Annotated in this window: 17 protein-coding genes; 7 read left to right on the forward strand and 10 right to left on the reverse strand. The window is 51.1% G+C overall.

Annotated elements, in window-relative coordinates:
- Positions 1–73: 73 nt before the first annotated feature.
- Positions 74–730 carry an NAD(P)-dependent oxidoreductase gene (locus tag H3L95_RS11905; RefSeq protein ID WP_003760591.1) on the reverse strand — a complete coding sequence of 219 codons (657 nt, stop codon included), beginning with the start codon at positions 728–730 and terminating at the stop codon, positions 74–76.
- A gap of 184 nt (positions 731–914) precedes the next feature.
- Between H3L95_RS11905 and H3L95_RS11910 the strand changes: the two genes are divergently transcribed.
- From H3L95_RS11910 to H3L95_RS11920, 3 genes are all read left to right on the forward strand, one after another.
- Complete coding sequence (locus H3L95_RS11910) at positions 915–1805, forward strand: LysR family transcriptional regulator (protein ID WP_003760590.1); 891 nt, start codon at positions 915–917, stop codon at positions 1803–1805.
- Positions 1802–2080: a GIY-YIG nuclease family protein gene (locus tag H3L95_RS11915; protein ID WP_003760586.1), complete on the forward strand. Its 279-nt coding sequence runs from the start codon at positions 1802–1804 to the stop codon at positions 2078–2080. Before H3L95_RS11910 ends, H3L95_RS11915 begins: the two co-directional genes overlap by 4 nt.
- Positions 2081–2375: 295 nt before the next feature.
- A complete protein-coding gene (locus tag H3L95_RS11920) occupies positions 2376–3206 on the forward strand; it encodes a hypothetical protein (protein WP_182096167.1) in 831 nt (276 codons plus the stop codon).
- A 539-nt stretch (positions 3207–3745) separates the two neighbouring features.
- Here H3L95_RS11920 and H3L95_RS11925 read toward each other — a convergent pair.
- The 7 genes from H3L95_RS11925 to H3L95_RS11955 form a co-directional block, all read right to left on the reverse strand.
- The gene (locus H3L95_RS11925) at positions 3746–4573 is read right to left on the reverse strand and encodes an MlaA family lipoprotein (protein WP_040668911.1); all 828 of its coding nucleotides are present in this window, start codon (positions 4571–4573) and stop codon (positions 3746–3748) included.
- A complete protein-coding gene (locus H3L95_RS11930; protein WP_003760573.1) occupies positions 4570–4848 on the reverse strand; it encodes an STAS domain-containing protein in 279 nt (92 codons plus the stop codon). Before H3L95_RS11930 ends, H3L95_RS11925 begins: the two co-directional genes overlap by 4 nt.
- Before the next feature lie 98 nt (positions 4849–4946).
- Positions 4947–5537: an MlaC/ttg2D family ABC transporter substrate-binding protein gene (locus H3L95_RS11935; RefSeq protein ID WP_003760571.1), complete on the reverse strand. Its 591-nt coding sequence runs from the start codon at positions 5535–5537 to the stop codon at positions 4947–4949.
- Between the two features lie 36 nt (positions 5538–5573).
- Positions 5574–6071, reverse strand: coding sequence for an outer membrane lipid asymmetry maintenance protein MlaD (mlaD, locus tag H3L95_RS11940; protein ID WP_003760568.1), 498 nt, complete (start codon positions 6069–6071; stop codon positions 5574–5576).
- A gap of 50 nt (positions 6072–6121) precedes the next feature.
- The gene (gene mlaE / locus H3L95_RS11945) at positions 6122–6898 is read right to left on the reverse strand and encodes a lipid asymmetry maintenance ABC transporter permease subunit MlaE (protein WP_003760565.1); all 777 of its coding nucleotides are present in this window, start codon (positions 6896–6898) and stop codon (positions 6122–6124) included.
- A 139-nt stretch (positions 6899–7037) separates the two neighbouring features.
- Positions 7038–7838, reverse strand: coding sequence for an ABC transporter ATP-binding protein (locus H3L95_RS11950; RefSeq protein WP_003760562.1), 801 nt, complete (start codon positions 7836–7838; stop codon positions 7038–7040).
- A gap of 517 nt (positions 7839–8355) precedes the next feature.
- Complete coding sequence (locus H3L95_RS11955; protein ID WP_040668908.1) at positions 8356–8811, reverse strand: four-helix bundle copper-binding protein; 456 nt, start codon at positions 8809–8811, stop codon at positions 8356–8358.
- Between the two features lie 553 nt (positions 8812–9364).
- Here H3L95_RS11955 and H3L95_RS11960 point away from each other — a divergent pair.
- On the forward strand, positions 9365–10051 hold the full coding sequence (locus tag H3L95_RS11960) for a Bax inhibitor-1 family protein (protein WP_003760551.1): 687 nt from the start codon (positions 9365–9367) through the stop codon (positions 10049–10051).
- Positions 10052–10614: 563 nt separating this feature from the next.
- Here H3L95_RS11960 and H3L95_RS11965 read toward each other — a convergent pair.
- Positions 10615–11895, reverse strand: a complete 1281-nt coding sequence (locus tag H3L95_RS11965) for a LysM peptidoglycan-binding domain-containing protein (protein WP_003760544.1) — start codon at positions 11893–11895, stop codon at positions 10615–10617.
- 281 nt (positions 11896–12176) lie between these two features.
- Here H3L95_RS11965 and def point away from each other — a divergent pair, with 281 nt between their 5' ends.
- The 3 genes from def to H3L95_RS11980 all read left to right on the forward strand — a co-directional run bounded on the left by def (position 12177) and on the right by H3L95_RS11980 (position 14562).
- A complete protein-coding gene (def, locus tag H3L95_RS11970; RefSeq protein WP_029609881.1) occupies positions 12177–12680 on the forward strand; it encodes a peptide deformylase in 504 nt (167 codons plus the stop codon).
- Positions 12681–12980: 300 nt separating this feature from the next.
- On the forward strand, positions 12981–13907 hold the full coding sequence (gene fmt, locus H3L95_RS11975) for a methionyl-tRNA formyltransferase (RefSeq protein ID WP_003760540.1): 927 nt from the start codon (positions 12981–12983) through the stop codon (positions 13905–13907).
- Between the two features lie 133 nt (positions 13908–14040).
- On the forward strand, positions 14041–14562 hold the full coding sequence (locus H3L95_RS11980; RefSeq protein ID WP_003760538.1) for an O-acetyl-ADP-ribose deacetylase: 522 nt from the start codon (positions 14041–14043) through the stop codon (positions 14560–14562).
- 286 nt (positions 14563–14848) lie between these two features.
- On the opposite strand, the gene H3L95_RS11985 is transcribed toward H3L95_RS11980, so the two are convergent.
- Positions 14849–15133, reverse strand: coding sequence for a PepSY domain-containing protein (locus H3L95_RS11985; RefSeq protein WP_003760535.1), 285 nt, complete (start codon positions 15131–15133; stop codon positions 14849–14851).
- Between the last annotated feature and the right edge of the window lie 214 nt (positions 15134–15347).

Consider the following 15347-nt stretch of genomic DNA (forward strand, 5'->3'; position numbering starts at 1 on the left):
ATAGGCTTTTATGAGTGTCCAAGATTTTGGGGACAGTTCAAAGTTTTCAGACGACCTTTGTTATGTTTGGCTGTTAAGCGGCGGCAACGGTAAAGCGTTCAAACAAATGCGCTTTGTTTTCCACATCGTCGGCGATGGCGACTGCCAAATCCGCCACGCTGATGCCTGCCGGAATTTCGCCGTCCATCAGCAAATCGTCTTTGCCCAAGCGGTATTTGCCGGTTTTGTCTTCGTTGAAACCGCCGTCCGCGCCCAGTCGTGCCGGAGGGGAAACGAAAGACCAGTTCACATCGCGGCGCGGCAGGAGTGCCGTCAAGAGATGGCGTGCGGCATTGGCGCCGTCGTAAATGGCTTTGGGGAAGTCGGGCGTATCGACAACTTGCAAATCAGGCGCGACATACAGGCTGCCTGCGCCGCCGACGATTAAGAGATACGGCACTTGCGCCGCTTTTGCCGCTTCGACGATGCTGTTTGCGCCGCGTGTAAAATCCGCGCCGATATTGGGATTGGTCCAGCCGGGATTGAACGCGCTGACCACGGCGTCAAAGCCCGCCAGCTTGTCGGCAAAATCTGCCGCGTTCACGTCTGCGGAGACGGCAGCAACATTTTGCGCTTGGAACACTTTGTCCGTGTTGCGCGCGAAAGCGGTCACTTCATGCCCGTGCCCCGCCAATTCTCGAACGACTGCGTTGCCGACATAACCTGTTGCACCGATGACTGCGATTTTCATGTTTGACTCCTGGTTGGGGTGTGATTGATTAGATGAATGCATTGTAAGGTCGTCTGAAACGCTTGATAATCCCTGATTTGCTGTTATGATTGTGAAGTTAAACTAAACAATCAAAATAGAAGGCCGTCTGAAAGTGTTTGGACTTCGTTAAAACCAAACTTTCAGACGGTCTCATCATAGAAGAATGCAAGACATCAAACCCCTGCTCGTTTTCGCCGCCGTCCTCAAACACGGCAGCATGAACGCCGCCGCTGCCGCGCTGGGTATGACCCCGTCTGCCGTCAGCCAGCACATCAACCGCCTCGAAACCCTGCACGGCATCAAGCTGTTAAACCGCAGCACGCGCAGCCTTGCGCCCACCGATGCCGGCCGCGCTTTGGGCGAATACTGCCGCCGCCTCGCCGCTACCCTCGCCGATACGCGTACCGTTATCGACAATCTGAAAACCGAACCTGTCGGCGAATTGCGTATCTCCCTAACGTCCAGCGTCATTAGTTCCCACGCTTTTCAGACGGCGTTTTCACGATTGCAAACCGAGTTTCCCAAAATCCGACCCGTCCTCAATTTCAGCGATACTTTGGACGACCTGCAACACAATCAGACCGACATCGCCATACGCGGCGGCGACCGCGCTTTGGACGATCCCAATCTGGTCGCGCGCCATCTCGTTACCTGGCCGTACAGCATTTGCGCCGCGCCCGATTATCTCGACCGCCATCCGCCCATCACCCATCCCTCGCAGCTTCACGCCCACCGCTGGCTGCACTTCCTGCCCGTCCGCACGACCTTGCAACACGGCGGCGAAAGCTATTTTCTCGATATTGCCGACAGCATTGCCTGCACGCATCTTGCCGCCGTGTGCAGCCTGACCGAAAGCGGTTTCGGTTTGTCTTTGCAAGTGGGCGGCGAAGTTCGGGAAAAAATCGCCCAAGGCCGTCTGAAAACCGTTTTGCCCGAATGGACGCTGCCGCCGGTCAGCCTCTATTTGGTGACGCCTTACCGCGTCCAGTCCGCCAAAACCGAAGCCGCCGTCCGTATCTTCACGGAAAGTTTCGCCAAGGAAGCAGACACATGAACGCAGAAAATTGGCGCGTTTACCTGATTTTGTGCGAAAACGGCGCACTCTACTGCGGTATCAGCAACCGCCCGCAAGAGCGGTTCGCCGCCCACCTCGCCGGCAAAGGAGCGAAATATACGCGGCTGAACAAACCCGCGGCGATGCGTATCGTTTCAGACGGCCTCTCCAAAAGCGAGGCGCTGAAACGGGAAATCGCGATAAAAAAACTGACGGTAGGGAAGAAGCGGGAATTGTGGGACGAAGCGGCGGGAAATGCGGTTATAGTGGATTAACTTTAAATCAGGACAAGGCGACGAAGCCGCAGATAGTATAGATAGTACGGAACCGATTCACTTGGTGCTTCAGCACCTTAGAGAATCGTTCTCTTTGAGCTAAGGCGAGGTAACGCCGTACTGGTTTAAAGTTAATCCACTATACTTTAGAATAGCGGGTTTTGCCGCAAAATAGGCTTATGTCGGTAAGGGAAGAAACTTCTGCGGATGAGTAGGTAAAAATTCATATTGGATGTTATCATTCTTCATATCTTAAAGGGCTTGAGCCAAAATGAATGGGTATTTAAGGAAAGATATGATTTTTTCTCAACTCAACAGCGCAATCTTATTCGTGTTTTCACTCACTGCTTTAGCGGCTTGCCACGTCGAACCGGCAGCTTCCCAAGAAACTCTTGTGGATAAAAACAACAAAAAAGAGCCTGCCGTATCGTCTCAAAAAACCGACAAGGATAAGTGCTACATCAATTATCCTAAGGAACAGAAGCATTTGGCAGAGGCGGAATGTTTAACCTTGCCTATTTCATCTAAAACCTGGTTTCAATCCTACCCGAGACTGTCAAATGGCTTTCTGGATTTGAATAAGATTAAGGCACCAAAGGATGTTAAAGAATATATATATGCTGTTCCAACAAGTGTCCCCGAGCATGCAAAAGTTTTGGGTGTGATTCCCTATAATGATTCATTTGCATGGCTTGTTGTTGCCATTAATGGAGAGTCGGAAGAATCTGAAGGAAATAGCATTGTTGAACAAGAATATGTTATCTATCTGGTCAATAGAAAGGATGGAAGCATAGGTCAAGACCATACCGGCCTCCCAACTTTAGGCTCGATAGACTTGGTATATGAATCATTCTATGACAATAAAAAATTGTTGCGCCCACCCTTCAATTTTAAAAAAATAGATGGAATACTAAGTTACCATGTAGAAGATACCTTGTCCTTGAAGCCGCAAGGAAAGTGTGTGATGGAATTTGAACTTGGCAAAGAGTTTGTATTAAAAACAGATAGGGTCTGCTATGAATTTCATCAGGGTAAAAAATCCATATCTTCTAAAGATAAGACGATTTGGAAGCTAAATCCGGAAAGTATGAAATTTGAAGATCAAGAATTGCCATCAGAAAATTAAAAGCCGTATCACATTAATATTTTGGATTGATTGGAATCTGCCTCAATTCGGATAAGTTTTTAAGCCCCATAAAACTGAAAATACGCGGATGGCGGGTGTGCAGAGACTGCATAGTTGTTTGATTTTGAATGATTGAACCACCCTGAGAGGTCGTCTGAAAACGGGTATCCAACGGATGGGAAATAGGAATTTCCGTTGAAGTCGATTTTTCAGACGACCTTCTTGTGACGGTCATTCTGATTTTATAGTGGATTAACTTTAAACCAGTACGGCGTTGCCTCGCCTTAGCTCAAAGAGAACGATTCTCTAAGGTGCTGAAGCACCAAGTGAATCGGTTCCGTACTATCTGTACTGTCTGCGGCTTCGTTGCCTTGTCCTGATTTAAATTTAATCCACTATATGCTGCGGGGCAGGCTTGGCGGTGAGTCGCGCAAGCAGACTTATGATTCTCTAAAACGGCATAGAAAAAGGTCGTCTGAAACCCTGAAATGAGGTTTCAGACGACCTTTTGCATGGAAACAGGATTATCGTTTGCCGCATCATCGGCTGGTGTTACCGGTTTGGATAGGGGTGTATAAATAAAGGTCGGCAGTTTCGCCGACAGAGGTATTGGAGGCATCTGCCCCGGCTTCGGCAGGCAGATCGCTGTCCACCAATTCATCGATGTCGATATTGTCATCCTCGCCTTGCGGTAATGTCCCGCCGGTTTGGCGGCTGCGCACTTTCATGTAGAGGTCGCGGGTGTAGCTGTATTTGTCGATGGCGGCGTCTTCCAAACCGTCGGTCAGGTCAAGCAGGGCTTCGCGGGTGTTGACGATGTTCAAGCCGGTGGTGCTCCAGCGGCCTGCAGGGGTGTGGAACACGGCGCTTTTGACGGGATAGACGGTGGTAATGGCGTTGCCTGCGGTGTCGCGGACGGTGGAGGGGCCGAGCAGCGGGACGACGAAGTAGTTGCTGTTTTTCCAGCCCCATGTGGCGAAGGTGTCGCCGAGGGTGTTTTTGTTGTCGGGAACGCCGCCTGCGCCTGCGACGTCAATCAGGCCGCCGAGTCCGAAGGTGGTGTTGATGCCGACGCGGACGAGGTCTTCGCTGGCGCGTTTGACATCGAGGCGCAAGACGTTGCTGCCGAAGCTGACGACGTCGCGCAGGTTGTTGAAGAAGTTGCTCACGCCGGTGCGGACGGGCTTGGGCGTTATTTTGCGGTAGCCGCGTGCGACGGGGGCGAGGACGTATTGGTCGGCCTTGTCGTTGAATTTGAAGACGGCGCGGTTGTAGCCTTCGTAGGGGTCGGCGGGGTTGTTCTCGGCAAATGCGGGGGTTGAGGTCAGGCCGATGAGGAATAGGAGTGAAGCGGTGGTTTTTTTCATGGGTTCAACCAGTCTTTGATTTCGTAAAGCTCGGACAGGGTGCGCACGGATTCGGGTATGCCTTGCAGGCTGATTTTTCCGTTCGGGCGGCGCAGTGCGTCAAGTAGCAGGGACACGCAGGCGGAATCGGCGCGCCCGACGCCGCTCAAATCGACCGCGCGGGTGTCTTTCAGACGACATTGCTGTCTGAAGCGGGTAAAGGCGGCGGCGGTCAGGGTTTTGACGGTTACGTCGCCACTGATGTGCAGCGTACCGTCGCGAAGTTCGGTTTGCATGGCTGTCTTGTCAACTTAATCTTGGATGATAAAACCTGAAGGTCATGGTGTGCGAAAGCCATGTCGTCTGAAAACGGACGGCATGGCTTGTCTTTGCATTATTTGCTGCCGTTTTTGGCTTTCAGCTCGGCAATCAGTCCGTCTACGCCTTTGGCTTTGATGGTTTCGCCGAATTGGTTGCGGTACACGGTTACCAGGCTCGCGCCTTCGATGGCGACGTTGTAGGCACGGTATTTGTTGCCGCTTTGGTAGGTGGTGAAGTCCATGTTGACGGGTTTTTGACCGGGTACGCTGACTTCGGCGCGGACGATGATTTCTTTGCCGCCTTTATTGACAACGGGATTGTCTTTGACGTTGACGCTGGCGTTTTTGAATTTCATCATGGTGCCGGAGTAGGTGCGGATCAGCAGGGTTTGAAATTCTTTGGTCAACGCTTGTTTTTGCGCGTCAGACGCGGTACGCCAAGGGTTGCCGACTGCCAGCGCGGTCATGCGTTGGAAATCGAAATAGGGAATCGCATAGGCCTCGGCTTTGTGGCGGGCGGTGTTGGCATCGCCGCTTTTTAAGATGCTTAATACTTGAGTGGCGTTTTGACGGATTTGGTTCACTGCGTCGGCAGGGGCGGCAACCGCCATGCTGATGCTCAAGATGCCGATGCTCAGTGCGCTGATGAAAGAGGTTTTTTTCATGATTAAGTGTCCTAGTATCAATATGATGGTGTACGTTTATTCGGTGGTTTTTGCTGCATCATTGCCGCCTGCCGCGTTTTTCTCGGCGAAGCTGGTCATGAATTTACCGATCAGGTTTTCCAGAACCATGGCGGAGCTGGTAACGGAAATGGTATCGCCCGCGGCGAGGGGTTCAGTATCGCCGCCTTGTTGCAGGCCGATATATTGTTCGCCCAACAGGCCGGAGGTCAGGATTTGCGCGGAAACGTCGCTGCTGAACTGATATTTGCTGTCCAAATCGAGGCGAACTTTCGCCTGATAGGATTTCGGGTCAAGCTCGATGGAACCGACGCGTCCGACCAATACGCCCGCGGATTTGATCGGCGCGTTGGCTTTCAGGCCGCCGATGTCGCTGAAATCGGCATATACGGTATAAGTCTTGCCGGAATTGCCGAATGCCGCGCCGCCCGCCACGCGGAAAGCGAGAAAACCGACCGCTGCCACGCCGAGCAGGACAAACAGTCCGACCCAAAATTCCAATACATTCTTTTTCATTAAAGTTCCTTGAATATCCAATGTTCTTTGTTTCGTTTTCAGACGACCTGTCAATCCGTAAACATCAATGCGGTCAACACAAAGTCAATCGCCAAAATCGTCAGGGCGGACGAAACCACCGTACGCGTGCTGGCGCGCAAAATGCCTTCCGAGGTCGGGACGCAGTGGAAGCCCTGATGCACGGCAATCAGCGTTACCGCCACGCCGAACGCAGCGGATTTGATCAGACCGTTGATTACATCGTAATGGATCGTGATGTTGTTTTGCATTTGCGACCAGAAAATGCCGCTGTCCAAGCCCAGCCAGGTTACGCCGACCAAATACGCGCCGTAAATCCCCGCCACGTTGAAAATCGAAGCCAAAAGCGGCATGGAAAACACGCCCGCCCAAAAGCGCGGCGCAACCACGCGGGCGACAGGGTTGACCGCCATCACGTTCATCGCTTCGAGCTGTTCGGTCGTTTTCATCAAACCGATTTCGCTGGTCATCGCACCGCCCGCGCTGCTGGCAAACAGAATCGCCGCCAACACCGGGCCCAGTTCGCGCAACAGTGAAGCCGCGACCATATAGCCCAAAATATCGGCAGATTTGAATTTCGATAACTGCGTATAGCCCTGCAAACCCAAAACCATGCCGACGAACAGCCCTGAAACGGCAACAATCAACACCGACAGCACGCCGGCAAAATACACTTGGCGCACGCTCAGGCGCGGACGGACGAAAGCCGTACCGGATTTCGCCAGAATGTTCAGCAGAAACAGCGTAATACTGCCGAGAGATTGAATAAAGCCGAGGGTTTTCGCCCCGACGGAACGGATAAAATTCATAGGTTTCCATTACGGATTAACGGGTTTCAGACGACCTTGTAGGATAATGGTAATGGGTCGTCTGAAAAATGATTTCGGCTTCAGTCAACAACAGTTCAAACGTTTCAGACGACGTCTGCAAACCGAGGCCGTCTGAAAACTACCCAAGCAAATCTTGCTGCAACGACGTTTGCGCGGGATAGCGGTATGCGACGGGGCCGTCTGCCAGCCCGCCGACAAACTGGCGCACCCAAGGCGAATCCAGTTCGCGCATTTCCTGTGGCGAGCCGGAGAACATAATTTCGCCGTGCGCCAAGAAAATCACCTGATCGACGATTTCCAAAGATTTTTCAATGTCGTGCGTCACCATAATGCTGGTCGAACGCAAAGCCTTGTTGACGCGGCTGATCAAGTGGGCAATCACGCCCAAGGAAATCGGGTCGAGGCCGGTAAACGGCTCGTCGTACAACATGATTTCAGGGTCGAGCGCGATCGTGCGGGCAAGCGCGACGCGGCGCGACATCCCGCCGGAGAGTTCGGACGGCATCAGGTTTTCCACGCCGCGCAGACCGACCGCGTTCAATTTCAACAAAACCAAATCGCGGATAACCGCTTCCGGCAGGCGCGTCAGTTCTCGCATCGGAAAAGCGATATTGTCGAATACTGACAAATCGGTAAACAGCGCGCCATGCTGGAACAACACGCCCATACGGCGGCGGTGTTCATACAGTTCGTCAGCCGAAAAGCCCGCCAAATCACGTCCTTCAATCAAAATCTTACCCGACTGCGGATGAATCTGACCCGTAATCAGCCGCATCAGCGTGGTTTTGCCGCTGCCCGAACCGCCCATCACGGCGGCGAAGTTTCCTTGGGGAATGCTGAAATTGATATTGTTCAGAATCGGACGGTCGCCATACGCGAAGGCAACGTCTTTCATTTCGATGAAGGGTACGGAACTCATGAAAGGGAAGATAAGGCGGGATGTATTTTAATTACTTGCATTGTAAAGCTTATCAAGGTGTCGGGCAATTTTCAGACGACCTTATCAAGAAAACGTCTGTTAAGAAGCGTGAAAATCATGTGTTTGGCAAAAATTTTAAGACCATTGGAATGGTTAAGATTGAAGTCTTGCAACCTGTTGTCTTCATTTCAGAACGGGGCGCGTTACAGAACTTAATAATCCTAAACATACCGTTTTTCGCCAGCGCGTGAAATTTTAAATTTATGGCAAAATTTTGTAGGCAAAGACACAACATTCTATAGTGGATTAAATTTAAATCAGGACAAGGCGACGAAGCCGCAGACAGTACAGATAGTACGGCAAGGCGAGGCAACGCCGTACTGGTTTAAAGTTAATCCACTATACAAACAAAACTTACATTTCAAATCAATTTGTGAAAGTCCTCCCATTTAAACAAACCGGTCTGCCTGCAAAACAAAGTTTGTTTCACAGGCAGACCGGTTATTGGCCGCGTCAATTAAGCAGCGATTTTTTCGCACTCTTTGATGCAGGCAAGGCAAGACTCATAGCATTGTTTGCATTCTGCGTGGTGGCCTGCGTGTTGTTTGCACGCTGCGGAACATTGTTTGCACGCTTCAATGCAGACTTTTGCCAAAGATGGGGTCAGCGGAGAGTTTTGGGCGGCAAGGTTTTGCAGTGCGCCGCACAATGCCAGCATTTGGTTGACACCTGTTGCGCAATCTTTCATGGAAGTATCGCCTTGGCTCAGCAGTCGGATGCAGTGTGCCAAACAGATTTGACCTGCTTCAACACAGTGGGCAGCCGCTTTTCTGGCTGCTTCATAGGTTTTGGACGCAGCAGCAGGGGCAGCGTGGGAATGGCCTTTATGGTCATGATGTCCGTGGGCGCGGGCGAATGAAGCGGCGGCTGCCAAAGAAACGGCTGTACCACCCAAGAATTGACGACGGTTCATACTGTATTTCCTTATGTAATCATTGATATGAAGTGAAACATAACGAATCGCTAAAATCGAAGACAGCAGCTTTCTGCGCATCATTAGATGTCGTCTGAAATCAGCCGTTTATGAAATTTTGAGCGATTGAACTACACTTACCGCTGCAATCCTATCATTCAACGGTTCGACAGACAATAAATAGAAAGTTGATAAATAATCAATGAAGTTATTTTATTTCTTATGTTGTTTACACAGCCTGAAACCGGCTCTGTTCAAATTTGCTATGGCAAATCATTAAATTTCAAAATCCATTATCTTGCAGAAGTTTGTTGTATCCGGTTTTGAAGCGGTGAAAATCAAATCAAACGGTAAAAGGGGTGGGCAAAGATTCGGCATCGGTTTCAGAAGCAGTCTTTTATGTAAATTTATGATTGCGGCACTTTAAAATGCTTTGAACGCTACCACTTATCCTCAAACGGCGACGTAGGCATATTTTTATGCCCAAGCCAATAATTTGCTGATAGAATCAGGACTCTTTTTGTTTTCACACATTTTTTCAGGAGCAAACGCCATGCGAAACGACGTTTACGACTATCCTCTTGCAGGACAAGTTTCCCAAAACATTGTCTTGCAAAAAACTTACCGCCTGCTGGGTTTGTCTTTCATTCCCGCTATTGCCGGCGCATTCGCCAGCAGCGCTTTGAACCTAAACCTGTACGCTATGTTCGGCGCACGCTGGATGGGTTTTGTAGCTGTATTGGCATTCTTCTACGGTATGATTTTCCTTATCGAGAAAAACCGTTACAGCAATACGGGCGTTGTCTTGTTGATGATTTTCACCTTCGGTATGGGTGTGTTGATCAGCCCGTTGCTGCAATATGCGCTTGCTATCCGTAATGGTACTCAAATCGTAGGTGTTGCCGCAGCCATGACCGCCGGCGTATTCTTTACGATGGCAGCGATGGCGCGCCGTACAACAATGAACATGAACTCGCTCGGACGCTTCTTGGCAATCGGCGGTGTGGTTCTGATGATTGCAGTGGTTGCTAACTTCATTCTGCAAATTCCGGCTCTGAGCCTGGCGATTTCCGGCGCGTTCGTTGTGTTCAGTTCGCTGGTTATTATGTGGCAGGTGCGTACCGTGATTGACGGTGGCGAAGACAGCCATATCAGCGCGGCTCTGACCATTTTCATCTCGATTTACAATATTTTCAGCAGCCTGTTGCGCATCTTGTTGGCATTCACCAGCGACGATTAATTGCTTAGGTTCTGATATCGAGGTCGTCTGAAATCTGAAAAGGTTTCAGACGACCTTTTTATATCCGTAGGTTTTGGTTGTGTGGATTTGCTTTAAATCAGATGGGTAATCATGCGGCGGTTCGTCAGGGGGTAGAAAGCTGATTGGCTTGGTGTTTGGTGTGGGGCGAAACATTGCTGAGAGGCAAATTTGATGGACTGTATAGTGAATTAAAATAAAAATGAGACAAGGCGACAACGCCCGCCGTGTACGGGTAGTACATAAGGGCGTTGGCAACGCCGTATCATTGCAATTTTAATCCACTATATTTGGGAAAATTAAAGGTTTGGCTGGAACTTCGATGTTTGAAAAAAATGTTTGCTTCAAACTTGTACAGCGTAATGCTGTATTGAGTTAGCTTGTTGAAGGTGCATCATTGGATTTTGCTCTTGTGAAAACGAAACGCGGTTTCTGCCGATGAGAAGCGTTTCATCATAAACGGCGTCGTTTTCAGACGACCTTTATGACCCATATAAAAAACGTCGTCTGAAATTTTCAGACGACGTTTTGTTGTCGGCAATCAATCAATATTTATTGATGTTGCTGTGGATATTGTATTGGTTGTGTTCCGTATCGTGGGAATCTTGCGGTTCGTTGCGGACGTGCGGTTTGTCGTCAGACATGTTGTCCAAGTCGCGGCCGGGTTCGGATACGGTGTCGCCGATGTTGATGCTGGTCAGGTTTTCCAAAATGATGGCGGACGAGAGATGTTCGCCGGTGCGGTATACCATAGCCAATGCGGTTTCTTCGGCAGGGATGGAAACATATTTAACGATGTTCTTACGGCCTTTTTTGCCTTCTTCCAAATCGACTTTCACTTGGCGGTCGCGTTTGTAAATGCTCAAGACCGTGCCTTTGTCCAAGCCGTCAGCGGAACCTTTGTTCAGGGTAACGGTTTGGAATTGTCCGGCTTCGTGTACGCCGTCGAGGATGGAGATGACTTTGCCGTCGATGTGTTGCGTCGGCGCGTGCGGCATGATTTGGAAAGGCTCGGTTTCGCCGTCCATTTTCAGCAGGAAATCGCCTTTGCGGATTTCGGAAACGGCTTCTTCCACAATCATAGGCTGCGCGGTTTGGGTCGGCACTTTCGCCAGCGGGTGCAGGCGGGTGTAGTATTCGCCGTCTTTCAGGTATTTGCGGTCTTCGTCGGAAGCGGAGTCCAGCGCGCTGTTGGTGTAGGGCAGGGTGCTGACGATGCCGCTGAAGACGACTTCTTGTCCGAGGTATTTGCGGGTATCGGGATCAGTCAGATCTTTGACGGCGCGGTAAACCAGATAGCGGCCGGGTTCGGTCACACCGTAGGCGTACACGCGTTCGCCTTTGCTGTACATGATGCGGTTGTCAGGGCCGTCGATCAGGCGCGGTGCGTCTTGGGTCTTCATTTGGTCGATGAACTGCGGATGTTGCATGAACATGCGGTAGAAGTTCACGTTGACGGTTTGGATGCCGTAGCCTGAAGACGTTTCGCGAACGCGCGGGCTGAGTTTGATGACCGGAATGCCGTCATTGCCTGCGGAGTCGTTTTCGAAGCCCAGTTGCGGGCGGCCGTTGACGTAGCGCAAAACCAACACCTGACCCGGATAAATCAGATGCGGATTGCGGATTTCGCCGCGGTTTGCGCCCCAAAGGCGGTTCCATTGCCACGGGCTATACAGATATTTGCCGGAGATGCCCCAGAGTGTGTCGCCGTTTTTCACGACGTAGCGTTGCGGCGCATCGGGGCGCACTTTTAATGAAGCTGCTTGAGCGTGGGCGGAAATTGCCATGCCCGCGACACAAAGCAGGGTTATAATACGTTGTTGCATAACCGTTCCCCTTGAAATTGATTCGGTTTGTCTTTAAATGATAAACGGAGAAAATGAAATGGCCGGGAGTTTGCAAAAAACCGCCGTCCCCCTTTAAAAAACGTCAATAGGCGTTTCGTGCGCATTGAACAGAAATTCATTGACGCATATTTTATCATTGAATGTTAGTGTCATCACGGGAATTGTGAAGACAGGCGCAAAATTTGTATGAAAACACACACAATCTGCTGCCGGACGCGTTTGAATGCGCTTCCCGAGTATTGAAAAACGAAGAGAAAATTATGGCTTTACTGAATATCCTGCAATATCCCGACGAGCGTCTGCACACCGTGGCGAAGCCTGTCGAGCAAGTCGATGAGCGCATCCAAAAGCTGGTTGCCGATATGTTTGAAACCATGTACGAAGCGCGCGGCATCGGGCTGGCGGCGACGCAGGTCGATGTGCATGAGCGTGTGGTTGTGATGGATTTGACCGAAGACCGCAGCGAGCCGCGCGTGTTCATCAACCCCGTCATTGTTGAAAAAGACGGCGAAACCACTTACGAAGAAGGCTGCCTGTCCGTGCCGGGCATTTACGACACCGTTACCCGCGCCGAGCGCGTCAAGGTCGAGGCTTTGAACGAGAAAGGCGAGAAATTCACGCTGGAGGCGGACGGACTGTTGGCGATTTGCGTGCAGCACGAGTTGGATCATCTGATGGGCATCGTTTTTGTCGAACGCCTGTCGCAGCTCAAACAGGGTCGGATTAAGACCAAACTGAAAAAACGTCAGAAACACACCATCTAAAAAGCCGAATGATACGGTCGAACAGGTCGTCTGAAAGAGGAAAGCGGCAGCAAGCCGTTGTTTTTCAAACTTTCAGACGACCTGTCGCAATGTTTGCCGTTGCGCTATATATAGTGGATTAAATTTAAATCAGGACAAGGCGACGAAGCCGCAGACAGTACAGATAGTACGGAACCGATTCACTTGGTGCTTCAGCACCTTAGAGAATCGTTCTCTTTGAGCTAAGGCGAGGCAACGCCGTACCGGTTTAAAGTTAATCCACTATAGGTCGTCTGAAACCCATTTCCAAGGAGTTTCCCCATGAAAGTCATCTTTGCCGGTACGCCCGATTTTGCTGCTGCCGCCTTAAAAGCCATTGCCGCTGCCGGTTTTGAAATCCCGCTGGTGTTGACCCAGCCCGACCGTCCTAAAGGGCGCGGGATGCAGCTTGCCCCGTCTCCCGTGAAGCAAGCCGCATTGGAATTGGGTTTGCGCGTGGCGCAGCCTGAAAAACTGCGCAACAATGCCGAAGCCCTGCAAATGCTCAAAGAAGTCGAGGCCGACGTGATGGTTGTTGCCGCCTACGGACTGATTCTGCCGCAAGACGTGTTGGATACGCCGAGACACGGCTGTCTCAACATCCATACCTCGCTGCTGCCCCGTTGGCGTGGTGCGGCGCCGATTCAGCGCGCGATTGAAGCGGGCGATGCCGAGACGGGCGTGTGCATCATGCAGATGGACATTGGTTTGGACACCGGCGATGTGGTCAGCGAACACCGTTACGCCATTCAACCGACCGATACGGCGAATGAGGTACACGACGCGCTGATGAATCTCGGTGCGGAAGCGATTGTTGCTGATTTGCAACAATTAAAAACAGAAGACCGTCTGAAAAGTGTCAAGCAGCCAGAAGAAGGCGTGACTTATGCACAAAAATTAAGCAAAGAAGAAGCGCGTATCAATTGGAGCGAAAGCGCGGCAGTGATTGAACGCAAAATTCGCGCCTTCAACCCCGTTCCCGCTGCGTGGGTGGAATATCAAGGCAAGCCGATGAAAATCTGGCGGGCGGAAGCGGTCGCGCAACAAGGCAAAGCGGGCGAAGTGTTGTCCTGTTCGGCTGATGGCTTGGTTGTCGCCTGTGGCGAGAACGCGCTGAAGATTACCGAATTGCAGCCTTCGGGCAGCAAACGGATGCCGATTGCGGCGTTTGCGGCAGGGCATAAGATTGAGGTTGGGACGGTTTTGTAGAAGCCGTTTGCAGACTGATTAATTTTCAGACGACCCTTCTTTGAATGATTCAGAGGCCGTCTGAAAATATCGGCAGGGAAACGTTTGGTTTTGTTGAACTGACGACAAGATTCCCCAAGTTTAGGAGCAGATCATGGCAGTGTTTGAAGTAGTCGAAGGCGATATTACGAAACTTGAAGTCGATGCCATCGTGAACGCCGCCAATGCCTCGTTGTTGGGCGGCGGCGGTGTGGACGGTGCGATTCACCGCGCGGCGGGACGGGAGTTGCTGGAAGCGTGCAGAAAGTTGAACGGCTGCCGCACGGGCGAGGCTAAAATCACCCAAGGCTACCGGCTGCCGGCGAAATTTGTGATTCATACCGTCGGGCCGGTTTGGTTCGGCGGACACCGCAGCGAAGCGGTCAAGCTGGCGGAGGCATATCGAAATTCCCTGCTGTTGGCGCAAGAACACGGCATCCGCAGCATCGCCTTCCCCTGTATCAGCACGGGCGTGTACCGTTTTCCCGCCGACTTGGCTGCCGAGACCGCTTTGACGATTTTGAAAAAAACCTTGCCGCAGTGTCCGTCTGTCGAAAAAATCATTTTCTGTTGCTATTCGCCGCAGGATGCCGAACGCTATCGGGCATTGTTGGAACGGGACGGGGCGGTCGTCTGAAATTTCCGAATCAGACAAAACGGCAGATTAAATGTTTTCAGACGACCTTAGGCAAGCTTGAGGTCGTCTGAAAACAGAAAAGCCGGATATATAGTGGATTAACTTTAAATCAGGACAAGGCGACGAAGCCGCAGACAGTACAGATAGTACGGAACCGATTCACTTGGTGCTTCAGCACCTTAGAGAATCGTTCTCTTTGAGCTAAGGCGAGGCAACGCCGTACTGGTTTAAAGTTAATCCACTATACAGTCCGGCTTCCTATAAGAATCCATTAATCAAGAATCGATTAATCGTCGCAGTGGTTGTCGGTGTCCACTTTGATGACGCGGCCGCTTTGTGAGGAAACGTCCACATCGTATTCGGTACAGCCTCTGCGGATTTCGATTTCCCAGCGTCCGTCGCTGTGGTCGATGTCGGTAACGCGGCCGCCGCCGACGCGTTTCTTGGCGATTTTGACGGCTTGCGCTTGGGAGATGGCGCGGGAATGTTTGTGCGGTGCCGCCGCGGCGGTCAGGCTGCCGGAAACGAGTGCGGCGGAAACGGCAAGCAGGGAAAGGGCGCGCAAAGTCATGATGAATCCTTATGTGTGTTGAAAAGAACGGACTATATGGATGTTGTCATGAGCGGGCAATCGGATTAACACAATTTGAATCTTGCCCCGAACACCGTCCGAACCGCTTATATAGCGTTTACATTTTCATAGTGGATTAAATTTAAATCAGGACAAGGCGACGAAGCCGCAGACAGTACAGATAGTACGGCAAGGCGAGGTAACGCCGTACTGG

Source organism: Neisseria sicca (genome assembly GCF_014054945.1).
Taxonomy (GTDB): domain Bacteria; phylum Pseudomonadota; class Gammaproteobacteria; order Burkholderiales; family Neisseriaceae; genus Neisseria; species Neisseria sicca.